This window comes from candidate division WOR-3 bacterium, from assembly GCA_039803545.1.
In the GTDB taxonomy this organism is placed as follows: Bacteria; Hydrothermota; Hydrothermia; order UBA1063; family UBA1063; genus UBA1063.
Window position 1 is genome coordinate 661265 of record JBDRYS010000001.1, and the last position, 22265, is coordinate 683529.

The following is a 22265-nucleotide window of genomic DNA, read 5'->3' on the forward strand; positions in this document are numbered from 1 at the left end:
ACCTTATTCTCCTTTTAAAATCAGCCAAAGGCTTTCATTTTCCTGAAAATCTCTATAATCTCTGTACATTGTCCTGACTTCATCCGGAGAGTATTGCCTTTTGTCGAACCTAAGCATAGTTGACACCAGGTACCAATCTTGGATCCCGTTGTTCCCTGCAACATTTTTTAGTTCCTTGGTGGCTCTCTCATCGGCCTTTTGACTCACGAATTCTAACCGGTAAGAATTCTCTTTACCAAGAACCTGACGTTTTACAAAAGGTTCCTCCACTTTGCTGTAAGGTATATACTCTGTCACTTCAACCGATTGGGGAAATCTGATCTTGAAATCCAGTTTCCTTTCCAATGTTAAGAATTCTAAGAAATAGACAAAACTCTTGCCAATTTTAAAACTTACTGGCCTGTAAAGCTTGAAATCAGGCGTCTTAACAATCTCATTAAAAACTTTGCCAAAAATCTGCACTTTGAAATAATCGAAATAATCCTGAGGCTCTGTAAAGCTAAGAGAATCGATCACCAGGGTGCCGGTATAAACATTACTCAAACTGTTACGGACAAATCTTTCGATCCCTTTTCTGCCGCCCTGTGCAATTCTACGAAACTGCTGATCAAAACCACCATTAAACTTCATTAGATAATTAAAATAAACAGTATCCCCTTTTATATCAGTAAACAGGAAAATTGAGACCTTATTGCTGTCAGAAGAGGACAAGGGAATCGTCCTCAGAGTATCTCCCTCTTCCCTTGACACCAAAACACTTTGCCCACCTTCCGATGCTGGCATCAAGTCTCTTCCACCAGCCCCAATCGTTGGATCCAGATATTCGTAGTCATTCCCTTTCTCCAAAGCCACAATAGCGTGATTAGTCTGATCTGCGGGGATATTCTCCATCCTCATTCCCGCTGCTGTGGTTGCATAATATGCTTTAAAACCTTGAGCTCTGAGGAGTGCAACAAGCAGAGCGGCCTTATCTTTACAAACCCCCGATCTCTTCTCGAGAGTCAAGGAGGCCGGGTGGGGTTCATACCCTTCCATCTCCGATTCCATCAAACCGAGATACCTTATTTCATCCGCTACAAAATAGAATAGTTTCCTTATTTTCTCATTTTCGTCGGTAATCCCCTGGCATAGGCTGTCAGCAAAACTTTTTACCCTCTCATCAGGAGTAACATTGGGCTCCGCTCTTTGGAATTCAATGCGGGACATTTCCCTCCAGGAAGGGATGTTAGTTACAATAAGCTTTGGCAGGTAGTCATATTGACTTGGCGAAAAAGGCTCCGACTTATATGGTTTAATGTTTTTCAGGTAAAACACGTGAAGTCTTTTCCCATCCCTATTCAGGATACGGTGCTTAATTTTACCATTGAAAATTCCATATCTCACAGGCTTTTCCTTTAATTCCTCCAGCACGTAAACTTTCTTTTTTATCGGGACCGGTGACCCAAAGAGCATTATCTGATTAAAATACCCTAAATAGGGCGTCTTATATTTTTCACTGCCCGTTGGCCCGAGCCAGTTTCCTCCATATTTTCTTACTTTACTCTCAAGGATATCACCCTTCTTCAAATCTTTGACTTCAAGAATTTTTTCTCTTTCGCCCCAGAAAATAGTTCCACCAAGATCAGGTGGTGCTAAAACATCAACAATGTTCTTCGTATCCAGATACAATGTGTCTTTACCCCTTATAATCCTCACGTAATCAAAATCAGCGGTGTTATAGTAAGGGGTGTAAGAAACAGTTAAAGAACTTAATCCTTCAGGAACCTGGTCGCTTAAAATTTTGTATCGAAGATATTCGAACCTCTCACTGATCCCACTCTGATAATAGACTTCATAAGTGGAATCAAGCTCCACGACATATCCAAACTTCACAAATATAAACAAACTCAAAAATAGCTTAAGCATGGGAAAACCTCACAATTGTAAGTAGCGTGAGGAAGTTTATCAACTTCCCGCCTTCTTCAAATACTTTTCGATGAATTGAGGCCTTATCCTCTTCAGCTCCGACGTTGGGAACATAGATAGCAATTCCCACCCAAGGTCAAGGGTCTCCTCGATGCTTCTATCTTCAAATTCCCCTTGACCGACGTACCTTTCCTCAAAAAGATCAGCAAATTTGAAATAAATCTTATCAATTTCTGAAAGCGCACCTTCACCGAGAATAACTGCCAATTCTTGAACTTCCTTACCCCTCGCATAGCAGGCGAAAAGCTGGTTGAAAACATCCGCATGATCTTCCCTTGTCTTGCCTTTTCCAATACCCTTATCCTTTAATCTTGAAAGCGAAGGCAATACATCAATAGGTGGGTAAATCTTCTTTCTGTGAAGGGTCCTTGAAAGGATAATCTGTCCCTCAGTGATGTATCCAGTAAGGTCTGGAATGGGATGGGTTTTATCATCCTCGGGCATCGTGAGGATTGGGATTAATGTAATAGAACCTTTTTTACCTTTAATTCTACCAGCTCTCTCATAAATCGTTGCCAGGTCAGTATAAAGATATCCAGGATACCCCCTCCTTCCGGGAACTTCCTTCCTCGCCGCCGAAATTTCACGCAGCGCTTCGCAGTAATTTGTCATATCGGTCAAGATAACAAGCACGTGCATGTCTTTCTTGAAGGCAAGATACTCCGCAGTTGTTAAAGCAACTCTTGGGGTTGCTATTCTTTCGATCGCAGGGTCATCTGCAAGGTTAATAAAGAGAACTGCCCTTCCAATAGCTCCGGTGTCTCTGAAGCTTTTTATAAAGAACTCGGCTTCCTCAAAAGTAATTCCCATCGCTGCAAAGACCACCGCAAAGCTTTCTCCCTCTCCCCTCACTTTTGCCTGCCTTGCAATCTGTGTAGCGAGCCTGTTGTGAGGCAAACCAGAACCTGAGAATATCGGCAGTTTCTGTCCCCTTACAAGAGTATTTAATCCGTCAATTGCGGATATACCTGTCTGAATGAACTCATTTGGATAATCCCTGGCATAAGGGTTTATAGGGGCTCCATTGATGTCCGCCCTCTCTTCTGGAACAACCTCGGGACCGCCGTCAATGGGACGACCGAGACCATCAAAAACCCTACCCAGCATGTCTAAGGAAAGATTTATTTCAAGACCTTTTGCAAGGAACCTTATAGAAGTTTTAGGAATATCAATCCCGGAAGTACCTTCAAAGACCTGCAAAAGGACCTTGTCCTCTTCAACCTGTAAAACTTCGCCTCTACGTCTTTCACCGGAAGGTAGCTCAATCTCCACAAGTTCTCCATATTTTACCCCACGAACTCCTTCAACAAGCATTAACGGGCCCGAAATATTTGTAACGGTATTAAACTTAGAGAGCCTCTTCCTAACTAACTGGCTGTCTAACTTCATAATCCATCTCCTTTAACAATTTTTCAATCTCCTTTAATTCTTGTTCAGAGAAATACTTCATCCTTGCTACCTTTTCCCAGATGGGTCTTTTCCTCAAATCTCTAACCGTGGCTTCACCCTTAGCGATAATCTCCTTACAAAGGTCGTAGAGTTTCAAAATGACTTTAAGCATGAGGTATTGCTTCTTAATGGAGGCAAAGGTATCTACCTCATGGAAAGCGTTTTGATGCAAGAAATCCTCGCGTATACTCCTTGCAATTTCAAGAAGCAATTGGTCATCTTGAGAAAGCGCTTCTGCACCTACGAGTCTAACAATTTCCTCTAATTCTGCTTCCTTCTCAAGTATCTTCATTGCTTCAAGGACCATGTCATAAAAATCAGGGGCCACATTCCTTTCATAGTAAGCTTTCAAATCCTCCCTATAAAGTGAATAGCTTGTCAACCAGTTAATCGCAGGAAAATGCCTTCGATAAGCAAGTTTATCTTCGAGACTCCAGAAAACTTTAACAACTCTCAAAGTTGACTGAACTACTGGATCTGAAAGATCGCCTCCCGGTGGAGAGACTGCACCTATAACTGTAAGAGAACCTTCCCTATTCTCACTTCCAAGACACGTAACTCTTCCTGCCCTCTCATAAAAACTGGCAACCCTCGCTGCGAGGTATGCAGGATAACCTTCCTCACCGGGCATCTCTTCCAAACGCCCTGAAATCTCTCTCAACGCCTCAGCCCATCTGGAAGTAGAATCGGCCATAAGGGCCACTGAATATCCCATATCTCTGAAATACTCTGCAATAGTAATACCGGTATAAATGGACGCTTCCCTTGCAGCCACTGGCATGTTAGATGTATTGGCAATTAGAACTGTTCTTTTCATCAGTGGTTCACCGCTATAAGGGTCTTTTAGCTCTGGGAACTCAATAAGTACATCCGTCATCTCATTTCCTCTTTCACCGCAACCAATATAAACAACAATATTCGCATCAGACCATTTAGCAAGCTGGTGCTGGATGACCGTTTTACCCGAACCAAAAGGTCCTGGAACGCAAGCAGTCCCTCCCTTGGCAATGGGGAAGAAGGTATCAATAACCCTTTGACCAGTAAACATAGGGGCATTAGGTAAATGTTTTTCTTTATAGGGCCTTGGAATCCTGACGGGCCATTTCTGCATCATCCTGATCTCGTGCAAATTGCCCTCTTTATCTTTCACTATTGCGACAACGTCTTCGACAGTAAATACACCTTCCTTAATCTCTTCAATCACACCATTTATTCCCGGTGGAATCATTATCTTATGTTTCACTAAAGTGGTTTCATCAACCTCGCCTATAATATCCCCTTCCTCTACAATATCACCCTTTTTCACCTTGGGAACAAAAAACCACTTCTTATCTCTTGGTAAAGCAGGTACATGGATACCCCGTGAAATGAAATCGCCTGATAAAATCTTTATTTTATCAAGAGGCCTTTGAACACCGTCAAAGAAAGACTCAATAAGCCCGGGACCGAGCTCAACCATTAAAGGATAACCCGTTCCATAAACGGGATCACCAGGACCTACTCCATGGGTATCTTCGTACACCTGAATATACGCTCTGTCCCCCTTTAATTCGATAACTTCACCCAAAAGTTTCATTTCTCCAACATAAACAACATCATACATCTTGGTTCCAAGCATCCCATCGGCTACCACAAGGGGACCGGAAACTTTAACAACCCTTCCAGCTTTCATTTTCTACCTCCTAAAAGATATCAATGCCAATGGCCTTAAGTAAAATTGATCTCAACTTTTCTCGCGCCTGGCCAGTACTACCACCTGCACCAGGTATAAAAGTAATTGCAGGTGATGCCTGTTCCCTCACGCTTTCCACGATCTCTTGAACACTTTGAAAATAATCCTCTTCTATAAAAATCAAACCATAATTCTCAGAAATAAGACTTTTTAATGCTTCCTTAGCTTCTTCTCCGGTGTTACACACTCTGTATTCCATCCCTATTGCCTTTAGAGGGAAAACGGTCTCATATTTTCCAAGGCAAATTACCTTTTTCATAACACCTCCGGAATTCTTTCTATTACAAGCTCCTTGGGCAGCTGGTTCAGTTTCGATACCATAATCATTCTGAGCAAAGATATTTCGTTTTTCTTCCTGAAAAAGTATGATATCAAAACCTCCACCCCGAGGTCCTTTTTAGATGCCTCTTTTATAAGCCCATTCAAGTAATTAGAGATATCCTTTTCCATTTTTACAAAACTCCCTGACTTCTGATAAAGGGAATATCCTGGCTGAAGAACTTGGTAATAAACGGTTTGTCTCACTTCGTATAGAAGGGTATTAAAGTCAGGAGCTTTAAGGAATAATTCCCTTGGTAAGTAACCAGCGTCAAGAAGCACATTTTTCAGAATGGATAATTTACCCATTCTCTCAAGCCTGAGAAAGGATAACATATTCTTGAGGTCAGCACTTAGGTTGTAATAAACTCTTAAAAACTCAAAACCAGAAGAGTTGACAAAATACCTGTACATCACATTATCAATAGCAGCATCAATCCTGAAAATTTCTTTTGACTCATAATAAGAGTCAACGGCGCTTTCGTACGCATCGTAAATCTCTTTTGAAAGCATTTCGCCTTTACCAGATTCCAGCGCAACTTTGAAAAGGGTTACAGGGTAATAGGAGTACTTAGAATATGAATAGGAAAAATCACGCTCAAATATAAGGGACTTCACCAACACTTTTAAGTTCAAAAAATCATAAGGTAACCTTAAATCCTTGACTAAAGAAGGTTCAACCGCTAATTCAGAAATCAGGGACAGAAGTTTTTCGTTTTCTTTTTTGAGGAGGATTTCAAAGTCCGACGGCTTGTGTATATCACTTAAGTACTTAGAATAATCGGTATCCTGGAGCATCTTGAAAAGTTCTTCTATATCTTTAGAGGAAGCCAAACGTTCAAATCTAACCCGATCAAACAGTTTAGTCTCGAGGGCTTTTACTCTTCCACAGGCATAAGCGTATTCAGGATTATCCCTTCCAAAGGAAGGATACTTTGTAAAAGGCAGTCTTAGCATAATTTAGAAAAACAAGATATTGGAAACGTGAACTTCTGTTTCTTCCTGCAAAATTTCCATTAACTTTTCTATCGATGCATCAATTGTAGAGTGGGATCCTTTCGCAATAAATCCACCGCTGATTTTTACCGGTTTTTCAGAAATTCTTAAGTTCCAGCCTTTTTCCCTGTTTAGTTTCTCAATAAAATCCTTAGTGATCACAGGCTCGTTCTCTGACACAAAGATTTCCTCATCACCATTAAGATCAACAATTTCAAAGAGTCTCTTCACGATCTCACTATAAATACCCTTGTCTTCAAGAATGTGTCTTTGGACCTTTCCGTATATCTCCTTCAAAATATCCCTTTTAACCTTTGCAATCTCAACGTTCGACTTTATCTCATAATCGGCGATAAGGGCATTTAGCCTTTGGATAACCAGCTTTTCCTTTTCCTGTTGAGCCTTTGCAAGAATTTCTTTGACCCTATTATCCGCATCTTGAAGAATTCTGTCTCTTTCAGATATTGCTTTATCCAGAATTTCACGCCTTTTAAGGTCAGCTTCTTCTTTTATTTTATTCAATATTTCTTGAAGGCCCAATATCGACCTCCTTAGACCCTGATTCCAATTAGTATAAATATTGTTGCAAGAAGCCCGAGAACGGCATAGGTCTCTACCAGACCTGCATAAATCACAGGCTGCATTGAAGATTCCGGCTTCTTCGCTGCCATTTCAACACCTGCAGTGCACACTTTACCCTGATGGATCGCCGAGAAATATCCAAGAAAAGTCACAGGAATAACGGCGAGAAGGATTTGGAGACCTTGCATAAACTCGAGAGGTTTAACCTGCCCAAGAAGTCCAACTTTAATAATGACAAGGAGGGCAGCAATAAATCCATAAAAACCCTGTGTACCCGGAAGCGCAACTAATAGGAACAACCTTCCAAACTTGCTCGGGTCTTCAGACAACACACCTGCGGCTGCTCTGGCCGTCATTCCTACACCGATCGCTGAACCAAGGCCTGGTAAAAAAGTCGCCAGTCCAGCACCAAGTATTGATAACCAAAGTCCTGCAGTCAACTTACACCTCCTGTTTTTTAATTTCTACAATTTCAGTGTATTTCCCTTCCCACTTCAATGGAAGGAATGGTGTTCCTCCATCATCATAAAATTGTTTGAAAAATTCAACATATTGCAAACGTAGAGGATGAACAATAGAACCAAGAATATTTATCGCAAAGCTAAACAAATGACCGAAGACAAAAACAATCGGACCTAATATATAACCAACAATTGGGATCTGCCAGACAAGCAAAGTTAAAATATTAATCGCCATTGCAATTCCCGAAGAGGTAAGACCAAGAGCCATCAAACGAACATAAGAGAGAAGATCTCCAATAAAACCTACTCCATTGTATACATTATAGGCACCTTTAATAATGCGTATGATGAAATTCCTGCTATGTCTCGAACTAAACAAGACCATAAATAAAACAAAGAGCAAAGCAACCCCTTTCACTGCATTGTTTAATAACGGGTTTGAAACCTTTCCTGCAAAAAGCCCCATATACGCAAGGGAGAGTAAAATCACAATCCAGGCGATGGGCTGAGAAAGGGCACCAAGGGTATCACCCTCTTTTATTCTCTTATAAGCGTTTACTGCAAGCCCTACATTTATTTGAATGAATCCTAAAGCAATTGTCAATGCGAAAAAGGTCATTACGTCGGTCATGGGATCAAATAGCATCATCTTTTTCCGGAAAGCATTAAGGGGTCCAATATTAGCTCGTTCAAAGAAATCACCAAACCAACCACCAGTTAAAGCCCCAAAGATCATCGAAACGATCCCGCCACTAAACAGAATCCACAAAAGAGGAGCCGAAATTTTTAGTTTTCTCATTAACCAGATCGAGAAAATAGCAAGAAGAAGTCCATAAGCAGCATCACCGTAACAAATACCAAAGAATAGAACAAAGAATGGAGTTATCAAAGCAGTGGGGTCGGGATCTATATAGGACGGAAGTCCATACATCCTCACCAATCCCTCAAAGGGCTTAAAAATCTTACTGTTTTCTAATTCAACGGGAAGTTCTTCACCGTCCTCCAAATTTACTACCTCATAATAAGCGGTTTCAAACTCAGAAAAAATTTTGTCAAGTTTCGAGAGATCTCTTTCTCTCACAAAGCCTTGATAGACTGAAATACAGGCGGTCTTAAGCCCTCGATTATCTGTCAATTCCCTATTATATATTGCAAGGTAATAGTCGTGAAGTACAAGAAGAGAATCATAATGCGCAGAGACCTTTTCTATCGCTTGCTTCAAATTTTTCTTTTCCTCTTCAAGAACTTTGATTCGATTGTCAATTTCTTCAAGAATATCTGCAGGACGCCCCGTATAACCGTGAAACTCGATCTGCTCAAACTCTTTTTCCTGCAATATAGGACGAACTAAATCTTCATCTTTCGTATGGTAAACTATAACAACATAGGCCCTCTTCCCATCATCAGAGACGAGCTGGTAAGCCAAAGGATAATCCTCAAGAGACGGGAGTTTATTACTGGGAATAGAACCAGGGAGCATTATGAGTTCATTTGTACTTTTAATTTCTTCAAGATTGTAATTCAGGTTTACCCAGGGCAAAATAAAATTCCTCTGTGCAATTAGATTAGATTCCTCCTGAGCCAGCTGAGCCAATTCCTGTTCTAAGGTCTCAACCTGAACTAAAATTGTACCAGGCTCAACACAGTTGGCAATTTTGAAAAACTCTTTCTTCTCAAAGGCTTTCTTTGCTTCGTATAAGCTTTCAATTAACGACTTCTTTTTCGCGAAGCTCTCAAGAAAATTTATGGCATTGGAAAGCCTTGTGATAACCGCTTCAAGGTGAGATTCAAACTCAACTTCAGACAAATGAGTAACACCAAATTCCTCTTTTAAATCCTTTCTTATTTCCGTGAAGTGAATGAGTCCCTCGTCTTGAAGCCGTTCCAGTAACTTCTCCCTCTCCGAATAATGGACGTAAAAAACAACCTTCTTTAAAGGTATTTTAGCCATAAATCAAGAAAGTTTACTTAACAAAAATTCAATGGCCGTTTTCTCTTTTCTCTCGGCCCTGTTTTTCAATTCCTGTACCTCAACTACCAACTCCTTTTCTAATTCTTTTATCTTCTCTTGCGCCTGTTTCTGGGCCTCTTCCTCAACCGTAAGGAGAATTTCCTTCCTTTTGCTTAAAGCTTCTTCAATCCTCTGCGTTGCCAGTCTCTGGGCTTCACTTATGATTAGATTCGCCTCTTCCTGAGTTTTCTTAATCATTTCTTCGGCTTCCTTCTCGGCATCCTTGATCTTTTTGATAATATCCTCCATAGGACCTCCTGTACTAAATTTTAAAACAAAACCTTAAAAATTCAAAATACGCACTAAGGTGCTCATAATAACGAGCGTTTAAAAAACCTTAAACGGGCTTTGGGGTTTGAATATTTACATGCGATGGAACATAATAAATTCATGCTTTTGACGTATCTGTTAATAAAGGTACTGTTGTTAAGTGGAACCGCAAAAATAGCCTTCCTACACCATGGAAATCAACATTTTTCCGACAACGGTGCCTATGTTCTAAGGCCTGGAGATTACGGTTACAATGGCAACTCTTTCCATCGAACCCTCGATACTCACGAATATTACAATTGTCCCATTGACATCCACATCTCGGGAACCCTTACCCAGTCCTACACCTGGATGCAAAATGACAGGGGGTTATTAAATAGACTTCGTGGAGACCTGGTCTATATCGTGGGAGGAACATATGCAGAGCATATAATGCCCTATGTCGATAGCAGTTTAAACAAATTTTCCCTCTGGTATGCAAAAACCCTTTACGAAAACTCGATTAAGGGAGTGGGATGGCCGGATTATCCAAATGTGATATGGATTCCAGAGAGGGTTTTCAAATCAGAACTATTAATGCCCTACTCTTTAATAAAGGTTCTAAACGAAGAATATGGGAAATACGATTCACAAGGGAGATACCTTGCACCATGCATTGTGTTAGACGATAACGTCCACGAGTGGTTTTCTCACACCTATCCTAATGGAACGGAATGTCATAATTCAAGGAAGGTACACCGGATGTTTGACAACGAGGGTAACTATGTGTTTGTTGTGTTCATACAAAAGGTTGCACGGGACCAGATGGTATGGAACGATGTCTCCAATCCCTCAAACCCTCTGCATCAGTTACTATTGTCCCTTGCAAACGATCCAGATCAAGAACAATTAGTGATATACGGTGATGATTGGGAAAAGGCAGCGGGAGTTGCAGGATGGGACTTCGGTAACCCGGGAGCACCAGCCTCCAGTTACGACTGGAATATCAGATTCATTAAACAACAATCCTGGATTCAGCCTGTTCACATAGCCGAAGCCGTAAAATGGTGGGGGGTTGACAAAATTTATGATAACGATCCCAATAATGACCCCCCAGTAATTACTATCAATTATGCAGCTTATCAGGAACTTCACGATTGGACCGGTGGTAACTATGACAACTGGTATAATGATTTTAAAAACACAAGAGGCTGGGGATGTGAGTATGGTCCAGATTTAAACGGAAACGGAGTGACAGGGGATTACGAAGACTTGTGGAAATTTGCCTACAACAAGCTCATGAACGTTCCCGACAACGAGTTTGCTAAACTGGGCTGGACTACCCTCTCGTCTATGCTTTACGAAACTGCATGGCACACGGGCCCTGGCGGCTATTTGGTTTTTTGGGGAAAAAATCTTTGGAACCACGCAAGGTACGGAGGAATCTTTTCCTACGGTGCAATCTGGCTTGACTCTTTGAGATTTCAACAAGTTCCTAAAATAGACAGTTTAGACCTTGATGCAGACGGCGTTAAAGAATTCACTATTTATAATGACAAAATGTGTTTGATTTTTGACAGAAGAGGTGGACGTGCCCTTGCGGTCTTCACATCGGATACATCTTGTGTCGTAGGCAATCTGATGAGTAATTGGAGTGGTGAAGGCGATTATAATGATGGGGGTCATCCAGGCCTTTTAAACGATTCTCAGGGTGAAAATTCATGGTTTGACGTGAATGTTTCTTACTCTGGAGACACGGCGATTCTTACTTTTACTGAAAGATACGACTGGAGCGGGAATCCTCAAAGCGACTTAAGGAAAACAATAAAGATTACACCTAATAAAAACTTCATTTCCGTCACGTATAATTCCACATACACCAACTGGACTAAGGCAGGTGTAACTCCTTCCCTTTACAAACAGATACTCAAAGGCTACAATATGAGGCCGATTTACGGGGTGAGTCAGAATGGTTGGACTTACGGAGGATACGAAAGCCTTTACGATTCAGTAAAAGCGGTTTTCCTATATCCTTCAGGCACTGGTCTAACCTTCAACTTCCTCGGTAAGATGTCTTCAGGCGCGGAGCTCATTGAAATTGGAGGAAAAAACGGTGCTTATACTATTTACTTCTACGCAGGAAAAGGTAGTCCTGATATAGACCTTACAGGGCCGGGAGATAGAGAAGGGCCAAGAATCTGGAATACCACTTTTAGCCCAAATTTCAACATTCTTGAGAGCGATAGTGTTCTTGTGACAACTAACGTCTTAGACCCCTCTGGAATACTCGGTGTGTGGGTTAGATACACAAACAATAACTGGCAGAGCTTTACAGACCTTCAAATGTTACCTGATGATGGGCTCGGTAGAGATTACAACGGAAATCATGAACCAGACCCTTCTCTTTATGGTGTTTTCATCCCGCCACAGCCAAATGGGACAAGGGTGTACTTTGCAATTCGGGCTAAAGACAACTCCCCTTATCAAAATGAAAGCTGGGACAACAACAATGGACAAAACTATTCATACACTGTTGGATTTCAGGATTTTGTGATGGATGGGGCACTTGATAGGGTTGCCGTGCTTTTATCGCAGAACGAGAATATGCACCTTTATGGATATTACGATAGAAACACGAAGAGGCTCTACGTGGCAACGGAGTCGGCAGGCAATGCATCAGCTAATCAATCAGGCTACTTTTACAACGACCATTTCATTTTCATCTCCTTTAACCCAAGCGCTATGGTAAACGCCCCTTGGGCAAAGCAGGGACAGGTTGGGAGGTTTAACTTTTTCCTTGCCGACGAAGACAACAATGATTTTGTTGGCTGGTTTGATTCAACGGGAACTCTAATTACAGACACAGTAAATTTTAAATGTGCATCTTATGTAAGTGACCAGGGATACCTCGAAGGAGTAATAAACCTTTCACCCTTTGGCAATCCAAGTGTAATTTACATTGCGGTGGGTTCCTACGCAACTCAAGATGGTGGAACTCTCCAGTGGCAGGTACCAATGCCAAGAACCCAAAACGGCGATATCGAATCGGACGAATATTACCAACTTCTCCTTGACTCATCCTATGTGGGTGACAGCCTGAGTTCGAAAAAAATAATAGTAAGTTCCATTGTAAAAGCGGGCCAGCCTTTAAAATTAAGGTTGTCATCTTCAATTCCAGGCACCATATCCTGCACAATATACAACGCCTATGGTGGAGTCCTGAAAAAGATAGAAATTCCGTTGAATAGTAAAAACTTCAACACCTCCATTCCTTTTGAAAATGCAACCCCTGGAGTATACTTTATCCAGATACACACTGACAACTTTGAAACAACCCAAAAGGTAGTGGTAGTCCGATGAAAAAAAATTTGCCCAATATAATAAGTATTGTTAGAATCCTCCTTAGCTTTTTAACTCTTTACCTTTTGGACCTGGGGAGGTATGGGACAACCTTCACAGCGTGCATATTAATCGTAGTCATAATTTTCACCGACTTTCTCGATGGTTTTCTCGCAAGGACCCTGAAGGCAGAATCGGAAATCGGTGCCATCCTCGACATAACTGGCGACAGAATCGTAGAATTCATCTTCTGGATCTTCTTCGCGTCGAAAGGATTAATCTCTTTTTGGTTTCCAGTGATTGTTATTACCAGGGATGTCCTCGTCGACACTATAAGAAGTTCGGCCTTTAAGAAAGGCGTAAAACCTTATGAAATGCACAAAAACAGGATAGCAAACTTCATTGTAACATCGGGCTATTTTAGGACAGGATATGCGCTGTCGAAGGCGATTGCCTTCACCCTTCTGGGGGTGGACCTATTAACAATCCATGGAAAGTTATCTTTCAACATCCATGGTTTCGCCCTTGCCTTTGCCTGGCTCTCTCTCCTAATCTGCATAGTGCGTGGGCTACCCGTGATTCTGGACGCCTGGCCATACCTTAAAAATAAATGAACAAGGCTTGTTTTTTCGACCTCGATGGTACTTTGATACCCAATCCCTCCTCAGAAACAAGATTTCTAAAAGTACTTTTTAGAAAAATCCCCCTCTCACCCTCAGGAATAATAATCTGGTTTCTGGAATCTTTGTTCAAATACAAGAACTTCAAAAATTCAAAGGCATACTATCAAGGAATAAGGGTTAAAGACTTGCAAAAAATCCTGGAAGCAAGTTACAATCAAATAATAGAAGCAATCTCGGAGAAGGCAAAAAATCATGTAGAACAGAGAAGGAAAGAGAATTATAAGCTTTTTATTATCACAGGGGCCCCTGATTTCATCGCTCGAGTAATAAATGATCATTTAAAATTTGACGGATATTACGCCTCGTTCCTTGAAATTAAAAATGGAAAGTATACTGGTAGAATAAAGGGAATGGTCCCCTTCGGTAAAAATAAGGAGACCATTATGAAAGAAATAGCAAAAAGGGAAAATATTGACCTTACCCTTTCCATTACTTACGCAGACCATCATGCAGACATACACTTTCTTGAAGCTGCTGGAAAGTTTTACGCGGTAAATCCAACGAAGAAACTGAGAAAAATTGTTCTAAAGGACCAGATTTTGATTTGGGACTAAGTTTTTAATCTCTTTTTCTGAGCGGAAGGTAATAGTATGTTATTCAATATCAACCTGTATCCTGGGGAGTTTTTATATCTCGCAACATCAGTGGGAGGATCTCCAACGAAGTGCTGAAAATCCTCTGGATCGTGTCCCCCTAAGAAGCTAAAAAATCCCTTACCCAGCTCACCATAAAGATACTTGACATATTCGGTACCCAGGACATCAGCAAGAACCACCGTGTTCTTCTTTAACTTACTCCTCCTGAAACCCGTATCCTGGCCCAGAAAATCCTTTATGACCGTTTTGTGATTTTGGGTAAGGATGCAGGGAATAAGGTCTGTTTTGGGGGAAAACTGGTGCAGAACAAAGTATGCGTTCTCTTCGCCCAGTTGTGCCACCTCCTGGGTCATATCCACATCAGAATGTTCATAGATGTAGAATTGAGGAAAAAGTTTAAAATCCTTGAATGCCATAGTTTTTGAATAGTCCAGTTTGGAATTACAATCGGGGTCAAAGGGAGTCCCGTCAAAGGGAACATCAAGAATATCAACACCTTCTGAGGCAAGAGCAATATCAAGAGTGATCGGAGCAGAACACATCGCAAAGAGGTACTTACCCTCATTTACAAAGTTATAGAAGGTTTTAGCAACCGCCCTTTCCAGTTCCGCAACACTTTTAAATCCGAGCTTTAAGGCCAGTGATTTCTTAAATTCTACCTGCTTTCTGTACCAATCCGCGTTTCCGTAAGTAGCATAAAACTTTCCGAATTGACCAGTAAAATCTTCGTGGTGCAAATGAACCCAATCAAAATCCTTAAGGCGTCCACTTAGAACCTCTTCATCATATATCCTCTCATAAGGAATTTGTGCATACTCAAGGAGCATAATCACTGGGTCATCCCAGGGTTCATAATATGGAGGCGCGTAAACAGCAATCTTTGGTGCATTTTCGAGGATAACAAACTCAAAGTTTTCATTTTTAGAACGTTCTTTAAGGTCAACCACTTCTTCTTCGGGCATTAATTCGTAGGAGACCCCTGTAATGGATAGAAGTTCGCGGACAATTTTCGTATCCTCGAGGATAAAAGAGCCTCCACGGTAATTCAGTATCCACTCGGCTTTGACTCCAGCACGTAGAGAGTTATATACCACCCCGTAGGCCCTAAGGTGGTCAAATTGGGATCCGTCCATCGGAATAAAAATGTAATAGCTAAGAAAAATTGCCAATAGAAAACTCATTTCTTCTTTTTGTCTCTCCAGTGGAGTGCAAGTCCACCTTTGGCAGTCTCCTTGTATGCCGATGGTAGGTCCTTACCCGTCTCCATCATCGTTTTCAATACCGAATCAAAGGAAATCATGTGTCTTCCATCAGAGAGTAGCGCGTAAACTGCACATTCTAAGGCCCTCACAGCAGCAACAGCATTCCTCTCGATACAGGGAATTTGAACATACCCAAGGACCGGGTCGCACGTTAGACCAAGATGGTGCTCGATTCCCATTTCGGCAGCATATTCTATCTGGAATATCGTTCCACCAAGAATCTGCGTCGCTGCGGCAGCAGCCATAGCACAAGCAACCCCGATCTCACCCTGACACCCTACCTCTGCCCCCGAAATTGAAGCATTTTCTCTGACAAGTGCCCCAATAAGGCCAGCGGTAGCAAGGGCCCTTAGAATCTTCTCTTCAGGAAGATTGTATTCCTCTTTTAAAAAGAAGAGCACAGCAGGAACAACACCACTGGAACCACAGGTAGGAGCAGTAACAATCAAGCCCCCAGCTGCATTCTCCTCCGCAACAGCCAGAGCATAAGAGAAAATCTTTCCCTTTGTATAGTTTATGTTTTTTGAATTAATCGCTTTTATGTAATAAGACCATGCCTTCCGGGGAAGATGTAACTCTCCAGGTAGGACACCTTCATTTTTTAAGCCACGACTTATTGAATCCTCCATTACCTTCCAGATTTCTTTAAGATAATCCCAGATCTCTATCCCCTCATTGATCTCAACAAATTCCCACAAACTTCTTCCATTGGATTCACACCAATCTAAGACTTCCTCCATGGTACCTGAGGGATAAACATCGTTTTTCTTGTAGAAATCATCTTCTGTTTTTACGATTCCGCCACCAACGCTGTAATAGACTTTCTCGGCTACAAAATTTCCAATTCTATCAAAACCTTCAAACTTTAAAGCATTAGGATGAAGAGTCATATAGACATCCGGTTTCTCGATAATTTCAAGATCACCATTAAAAGCTTTTTTCAGTGCCTCCTTAGTAAGATGCCCTTTCCCGGTGGCGGCAAGGCTTCCGAAAAGAGTGACTTTTAAAGATACCACATCGGGAAATTCCCTCAAGAAAAGCCTAAGAGCCTCAACGGGCCCCATGGTATGGGAAGAGGAAGGGCCATATCCAATCTTTAAAATAAGCTTAATCGACTCCATGTCTTTGAAAAATTATAAAACTCAGAAAATGGATTAAAAATCCAAAGCCAAGGATAAATTGTTTAGTTAGAAGTCAAATTTTGACTGACCACCAATTTTAACCTAAAATAGTTAGCAATACGAACAGGAGGCTTAGTTATGATAGAAAGAGAAGTTGAAAAGGTCATGAGGGAAGTCTATTCCCAGATAACGAAGGAAGGTAGAACGGCATTAAAAGAGATCAACCTCACACCGCCTCAATTCAACCTGATGGTTCACCTTTACTTTTGTGGACCACTCAACCAAACTAACCTGGCAAAAGACCTGTATCTCGCAAAAAGTACCATCTCAGGTATCGTTGAAAGACTGGAAAAGAGAAGATTTGTAAAAAGAGGGAAGGTTGAGGCAGATCGAAGAAGTGAAATTGTAATTCTGACCCCTCAGGGGGAAGAAGTAATCCAGAGGGTTATCGATAAAAGAGTTGACTTTTTAAGAAAGCTTATGATGGATTTTACGGAAGAAGAAAAGGAAAAATTTCTTGAACTCCTAACAAAAATGAAGAATAAACTGCCGGAGTATTCCTCTGCCAAAAAATGTTAAAAAACAGACGGATTCTTTCCACCACTTTATTTATATTCGGCTTAGCACTGACATTCGCCCTATTTGGACATTTTAAAGTTTCAGACACCCCCAAAATTTTTAACTACACATTCTTTAATCTTTTGATTCTTGTGATCCTTGTTCAGGCAATTACATCCACTTTCAAAGTTAAGAACTTTCATTTGAAGGTACTAAAACTGATCTCATCTCTTTCCGGCGACATCAGATTTTCATTACTTGTGCCGCCCATTATCTTTGGACTTTTGCCAATGCCTGCGGGCGCAATGCTAACGGCGGACCTCAGCAGAAAGGTGGGTGAAGAACTTAAAGCGGAAAGGAAATGGGTATTTTTCTTTAATTACTGGTTTAGGCACGTCTGCGAATTCTCCTGGCCCTTATACGGCGCGTTAATCATTGCAGCGGGCCTTGCCAATATTCCCGTCAAGGACTTCCTTGTATCAACACTACCCTATATGGGGCTCGCCCTCCTTATCGGTCTATTTTTCCTCTTTACAAGAGTAAAAGGAAATGGAAATGGTGAAAAAGTAAAGGCTAAAGGCTCCGAAATAATAAGATACTCAATCTCTGCCCTTTGGCCTGTAATTTTAATAATCACCTTAACTTTCATGAAAGTGGACATGAAAATAACCCTCCTTGTTGTTCTCCTATTGCTCTTCCTTTTCGAGAGAGTGGAATTCAAAGAAATAATCTACACCGTTAAAAATTCAATAATTTCAGAGATAACTCTCATCGTCCTCGTTGTCTTGATTTTCAAAGGAGTAGTAGAAAATACAAGTATTCTTAGCAGTTTTGCAAATTTTTTATCAATGCATAATGTACCAACTATCGTCCCCGTTATAATTTTACCAATGATCATGGCCATTTTAACAGGTATCACCTCCGCAGGGATCGGCGCTACAGCACCAATTTTATCAATATTATTTGCCCAAAATCCTGCATTCCCCTATGTGGCTTATATTTCCGCCATCGCTGGCGTCTTGCTCTCACCCTTCCATCTATGCCTTATAACTACCAAAGAGTACTACAAAATCTCCTTCAAGGATGTTTACTCAACGATCCTTTTACCAGTTGGAGTAATTGAGACAATTGCAATCCTTAGAGGCTTACTATGAAAGGGATACTGAAGAGGCTCTGGAAGTACAAGCTATCTATCTTCCTCGGAATTTTTAGTCTCCTTATTGTTGATGGAGCACAACTAATCATCCCGCTTGTCATTAGAAAAAGCATCAATCTGATCCAATCTGGCCACGCTACAATGATGATTCTTGGCAGATACGCACTCTATATCCTTGGATTGACGCTAATTATCGCCATACTAAGATTCTTCTGGAGATACTTCATTATGGGAACGGCAAGAAAGGTGGAAAGGGACATCCGAGAGGAAATATATTTTCATCTTGTTAAACTTTCAGCAAATTTCTTCAACAAAGAAAGAACTGGCGAACTCATGGCCCTCGTAACTAACGACACTGATGCTGTCAGAATGGCAGCAGGTATGGGACTTGTACAGATTACCGACATAATTGTCTATTCAACATTCTCCCTGGCAATAATGTTCAAGATTTCGCCAATGTTAACAATCTATGCCTTGTTGCCATTGCCACTTATAAGTCTCCTTATATCCTTTTCTGGTAGGCTAAACTACAAATATTTCAAAGAAGTACAAGAAACTTTCTCCTACCTCACTGAGAAGATAAGGGAGTCCATAGTTGGAATTCGTGTTCTTAAGGGATTTTCGCAGGTGGATGGCCAAATTAAAGACATCGCAGTCACCAATGAAATATACTTTAAAAATAATATGAAACTCGCAAAAGTTTCGAGCCTATTTGAACCTGGCATCCAGTTAGGTGCGACTTTATCTTTTGCAATTCTTTTATTTTTCGGAGGAAGAAAAGTTATATTAAACGAAATTTCCCTTGGAGACTTCGTGGCCTTCTCCAGCTATCTCGGAATGATGATCTGGCCAATGATTGCTATAGGCTTCCTGGTCAATATGCTACAACGTGGTTCGGCCTCCATGGATCGTATTGAAAGAGTATTAAAGGTTGAACCTGAAATCAAAAACCCACAACTACCCAGAAAAGTAAAAATAGAAGGAAGCATAGAGGTTAAAAATCTAACCTTTTCTTACGTTGAAGGACGCCCTGTCCTTATAGATATCAACTTTACCCTCAGGAAGGGGCAAAAACTCGGAATTATTGGAAGAACAGGATCGGGAAAGAGCACCCTTTGTTACCTCATACCGAGGGTCTTTGATCCACCAGAAGGTTCAATTTTTATCGAAGATGTAGATGTAAGGTATCACGATTTAACCAATCTTAGAAATGCCATTAGTTTTGTCCCACAAGAAAGTCTCCTATTCTCAGCTACTATAAGAGAAAATGTAGCCTACGGAAAGACAGACGCTACCGAGGAAGAGATTGTAAAGGCACTAAAACTCGCTGAAATATACGATGAAGTTATGGAGATGCCAAATGGCCTTGATACCTTAGTAGGAGAAAGGGGGATCACCCTATCTGGTGGGCAAAAGCAAAGAATAGCTATAGCAAGAGCCATCGTGAAAAATGCACCTATCTTCATAATCGATGACGCTCTATCAGCGGTAGATACTGAAACTGAAAATAGAATTCTTGAAAATCTAAGGGAATTTTTAAGCGATAAAACTACGATCATTGTTTCTCACAGAGTTTCAGCTGTTATGGATGCAGATGAAATCATCGTTTTAGAGGACGGTAAGATTGTTGATAGGGGAACCCACGAAGAATTAATATCCCGAGAAGGTTTTTACAAACATATCTTCGAACTACAAAAACTGGAGGAGGGACTTGTTCGGTAGTCACGGTCACGGTGAACAAGCAGAAGTAACAGGAAAATTTTTCGATAGAAAGGTACTCAGAAGAACCCTTCAATTCGTAAAGCCTTACAAAAAGAATCTGGTTTTAGCCTTTTTATTTTTAATGATAACCAGCGCTATTCAGATCGCCATACCTGCTATTAACAGAAGGGCAATTGACTTCTATATCCTTCCATCCTACGTAGAGCTTACCGACACGACTTTAATCAAGAAATACAACTTAGAAAAATATGTAGTGCGGTTGGAGAACGGAAAGGTCTTGATAAGAAGACCAGCCCTTTCAAGGGTAATTTCCGCAGAACTCGAAAGAGTAAGGGCCTTTGGAACCACGCGATACATTTTAACAAGGAACATAATCCCAGGGAAAGAGAGCCTATTCGTAAAAACCTTAAATGGACTTTACGCCGTTGAGCAAAGCAAAATCAACATATTCTCAAAACTCCAGTTACTCCAAATTCGAAAGGAAGACATCCAGGAAGTCTATAAACTTGCAACATTCCTCGTATTACTGTTATTTTTATCCTTTATCTTCTCCTTTTTGCAGGGCTACACCCTCCAGTACGTGACCCAAAAGGTTATGTATGATATGAGGATGGCTATAACAAAGCATCTTTTGAACCTTCCCCTTTCCTACTTCGACAAAAACCCTACTGGCCGCTTAGTAACAAGGGCTACCAACGATGTTTCTGCTATTGCAGAAATGCTTAGCTCGGTCTTAATCTACCTCATAAAGGACTTCCTTGTCATTATCGGAGTCGTGATAATTATGATCAAAATGAACTTAAAACTTACCCTCCTGGTTCTAACAGTATCTCCAATTCTCCTTATCGTAACGATAGTGTTCCGATTAAAACTGCGAAACGCCTTCAGAAAAGTGAGGGCCAAGCTGGCGCAACTTAACGCCTTCTTACAGGAAAGCATCTCGGGAATAAGAATAATTCAAATTTTCAACCTCGAAGATGTTGTAAAAGGAAAATTCCAGAAGCACAATAAGGAATTATTCGACGCGAATATCGAACAACTTTATGTTTTCGCAACCTTTAGGCCCATCATTGATTTTCTAAGGGCAGTTACCGTCGCCCTTGTTATCTGGATTGGTGGTGGAGAAGTTATCAGGAATATGTTAACCTTCGGTTCATTGGTTGCCTTCTTATCTTACATCGATATGCTATTCCAGCCTATCGTAGAATTTTCAGAAAAATATAACATAATGCAATCAGCAATGGCTGCGGGTGACAGGATTTTTGAACTCCTGGACGAGCCCTTAGAGTTTAAAGGAAAAGGCTTACGAAAGGAAATCAGGGGTAAAGTGGAATTTAAGAACGTCTGGTTAGCTTATAACTCTGGAAATTGGGTCCTGAAGGATATAAGCTTCATTGTGAACCCCGGAGAAACTTTGGCCATCGTCGGTCCAACGGGAGCAGGGAAAACCTCCCTTATATCTGCGATCTTTGGATTCTACCCCTACCAGAAAGGTCAAATACTTATCGACGATATTCCACTGGAAGAATACGACCTTGATTATCTTAGATCCCAAATGGGATTGGTGCTACAAGATGTTTTCATTTTTTCTGGTGAACTTAAGAAGAACATCACATTGTACAATGAGAAAATTGGCGATGAAAAAGTTATAGAAGCAGCTAAAAGTGTTTATGCCCATACCTTCATTGAAAAACTGGAAAATGGATACTCCACAATCCTCGGAGAAAGGGGTGCCTCCCTCTCCGTCGGTGAAAGGCAACTCCTCTCCTTCGCAAGGGCACTGGCCTTTAACCCTAAGATTCTCGTGCTTGATGAAGCAACCGCAAATGTAGATTCATACACTGAAAAATTGATTCAGCAGGCGATCAAAAAAGTCTTAAAGGGCCGAACTTCCATTGTAATTGCCCATAGATTATCAACCATAAGGGATGCTGACAAAATTATTGTAATTTACGATGGAAGAATTGTAGAAGAAGGTAATCATGAATCGCTAATAGAGAAAAGAGGGATGTATTACCACCTATATATGCTTCAGTTTGCCAGAACTTCAAACTCGTAAAATCGG

Annotated in this window: 18 protein-coding genes; 7 read left to right on the forward strand and 11 right to left on the reverse strand. The window is 41.0% G+C overall.

Features of this window, described 5'->3' with window-relative positions; translation table 11 throughout:
- Nucleotides 1–3: 3 nt before the first annotated feature.
- From ABIM45_02970 to ABIM45_03010, 9 genes are read right to left on the reverse strand one after another with little or no spacing between them, the layout of a single operon-like run.
- A complete protein-coding gene (locus ABIM45_02970; protein MEO0238872.1) occupies nucleotides 4–1905 on the reverse strand; it encodes a DUF3857 domain-containing protein in 1902 nt (633 codons plus the stop codon).
- Between the two features lie 39 nt (nucleotides 1906–1944).
- On the reverse strand, nucleotides 1945–3354 hold the full coding sequence (locus ABIM45_02975) for a V-type ATP synthase subunit B (GenBank protein ID MEO0238873.1): 1410 nt from the start codon (nucleotides 3352–3354) through the stop codon (nucleotides 1945–1947).
- Nucleotides 3329–5086, reverse strand: coding sequence for a V-type ATP synthase subunit A (locus ABIM45_02980; protein MEO0238874.1), 1758 nt, complete (start codon nucleotides 5084–5086; stop codon nucleotides 3329–3331). Before ABIM45_02980 ends, ABIM45_02975 begins: the two co-directional genes overlap by 26 nt.
- 10 nt (nucleotides 5087–5096) lie before the next feature.
- The gene (locus ABIM45_02985) at nucleotides 5097–5405 is read right to left on the reverse strand and encodes a V-type ATP synthase subunit F (protein MEO0238875.1); all 309 of its coding nucleotides are present in this window, start codon (nucleotides 5403–5405) and stop codon (nucleotides 5097–5099) included.
- Nucleotides 5402–6421 carry a V-type ATPase subunit gene (locus ABIM45_02990; protein ID MEO0238876.1) on the reverse strand — a complete coding sequence of 340 codons (1020 nt, stop codon included), beginning with the start codon at nucleotides 6419–6421 and terminating at the stop codon, nucleotides 5402–5404. Before ABIM45_02990 ends, ABIM45_02985 begins: the two co-directional genes overlap by 4 nt.
- Before the next feature lie 3 nt (nucleotides 6422–6424).
- Nucleotides 6425–7000, reverse strand: a complete 576-nt coding sequence (locus ABIM45_02995) for a V-type ATP synthase subunit E (GenBank protein MEO0238877.1) — start codon at nucleotides 6998–7000, stop codon at nucleotides 6425–6427.
- Nucleotides 7001–7011: 11 nt separating this feature from the next.
- Entirely contained in the window at nucleotides 7012–7482 is a 471-nt protein-coding gene (locus ABIM45_03000) for a V-type ATP synthase subunit K (protein ID MEO0238878.1), read from the reverse strand.
- A 1-nt stretch (nucleotide 7483) separates the two neighbouring features.
- Entirely contained in the window at nucleotides 7484–9454 is a 1971-nt protein-coding gene (locus ABIM45_03005; GenBank protein ID MEO0238879.1) for a V-type ATP synthase subunit I, read from the reverse strand.
- A 3-nt stretch (nucleotides 9455–9457) separates the two neighbouring features.
- Nucleotides 9458–9763: a V-type ATP synthase subunit H gene (locus tag ABIM45_03010; protein ID MEO0238880.1), complete on the reverse strand. Its 306-nt coding sequence runs from the start codon at nucleotides 9761–9763 to the stop codon at nucleotides 9458–9460.
- 141 nt (nucleotides 9764–9904) lie between these two features.
- Between ABIM45_03010 and ABIM45_03015 the strand changes: the two genes are divergently transcribed.
- The 3 genes from ABIM45_03015 to ABIM45_03025 are packed head-to-tail and all read left to right on the forward strand — an operon-like array spanning nucleotide 9905 to nucleotide 14339.
- Nucleotides 9905–13123, forward strand: a complete 3219-nt coding sequence (locus ABIM45_03015; protein ID MEO0238881.1) for a T9SS type A sorting domain-containing protein — start codon at nucleotides 9905–9907, stop codon at nucleotides 13121–13123.
- A complete protein-coding gene (locus ABIM45_03020; GenBank protein MEO0238882.1) occupies nucleotides 13120–13716 on the forward strand; it encodes a CDP-alcohol phosphatidyltransferase family protein in 597 nt (198 codons plus the stop codon). The genes ABIM45_03015 and ABIM45_03020 overlap by 4 nt, the downstream gene beginning before the upstream one ends.
- On the forward strand, nucleotides 13713–14339 hold the full coding sequence (locus ABIM45_03025; protein MEO0238883.1) for an HAD-IB family hydrolase: 627 nt from the start codon (nucleotides 13713–13715) through the stop codon (nucleotides 14337–14339). Before ABIM45_03020 ends, ABIM45_03025 begins: the two co-directional genes overlap by 4 nt.
- On the opposite strand, the gene ABIM45_03030 is transcribed toward ABIM45_03025, so the two are convergent.
- Entirely contained in the window at nucleotides 14336–15562 is a 1227-nt protein-coding gene (locus tag ABIM45_03030; GenBank protein ID MEO0238884.1) for an asparagine synthetase B, read from the reverse strand. The two genes, ABIM45_03025 and ABIM45_03030, sit on opposite strands and share 4 nt — an antisense overlap.
- Nucleotides 15559–16764 (reverse strand): L-serine ammonia-lyase, encoded by a 1206-nt coding sequence (locus tag ABIM45_03035; protein MEO0238885.1) that lies wholly within the window; start codon nucleotides 16762–16764, stop codon nucleotides 15559–15561. The genes ABIM45_03030 and ABIM45_03035 overlap by 4 nt, the downstream gene beginning before the upstream one ends.
- Nucleotides 16765–16902: 138 nt before the next feature.
- Between ABIM45_03035 and ABIM45_03040 the strand changes: the two genes are divergently transcribed.
- The 4 genes from ABIM45_03040 to ABIM45_03055 are packed head-to-tail and all read left to right on the forward strand — an operon-like array spanning nucleotide 16903 to nucleotide 22259.
- A complete protein-coding gene (locus ABIM45_03040) occupies nucleotides 16903–17343 on the forward strand; it encodes a MarR family transcriptional regulator (GenBank protein ID MEO0238886.1) in 441 nt (146 codons plus the stop codon).
- Nucleotides 17337–18476 (forward strand): DUF401 family protein, encoded by a 1140-nt coding sequence (locus ABIM45_03045; GenBank protein MEO0238887.1) that lies wholly within the window; start codon nucleotides 17337–17339, stop codon nucleotides 18474–18476. The genes ABIM45_03040 and ABIM45_03045 overlap by 7 nt, the downstream gene beginning before the upstream one ends.
- Nucleotides 18473–20200, forward strand: a complete 1728-nt coding sequence (locus ABIM45_03050) for an ABC transporter ATP-binding protein (GenBank protein MEO0238888.1) — start codon at nucleotides 18473–18475, stop codon at nucleotides 20198–20200. Before ABIM45_03045 ends, ABIM45_03050 begins: the two co-directional genes overlap by 4 nt.
- Complete coding sequence (locus ABIM45_03055; GenBank protein MEO0238889.1) at nucleotides 20190–22259, forward strand: ABC transporter ATP-binding protein; 2070 nt, start codon at nucleotides 20190–20192, stop codon at nucleotides 22257–22259. The genes ABIM45_03050 and ABIM45_03055 overlap by 11 nt, the downstream gene beginning before the upstream one ends.
- Nucleotides 22260–22265: the final 6 nt, after the last annotated feature.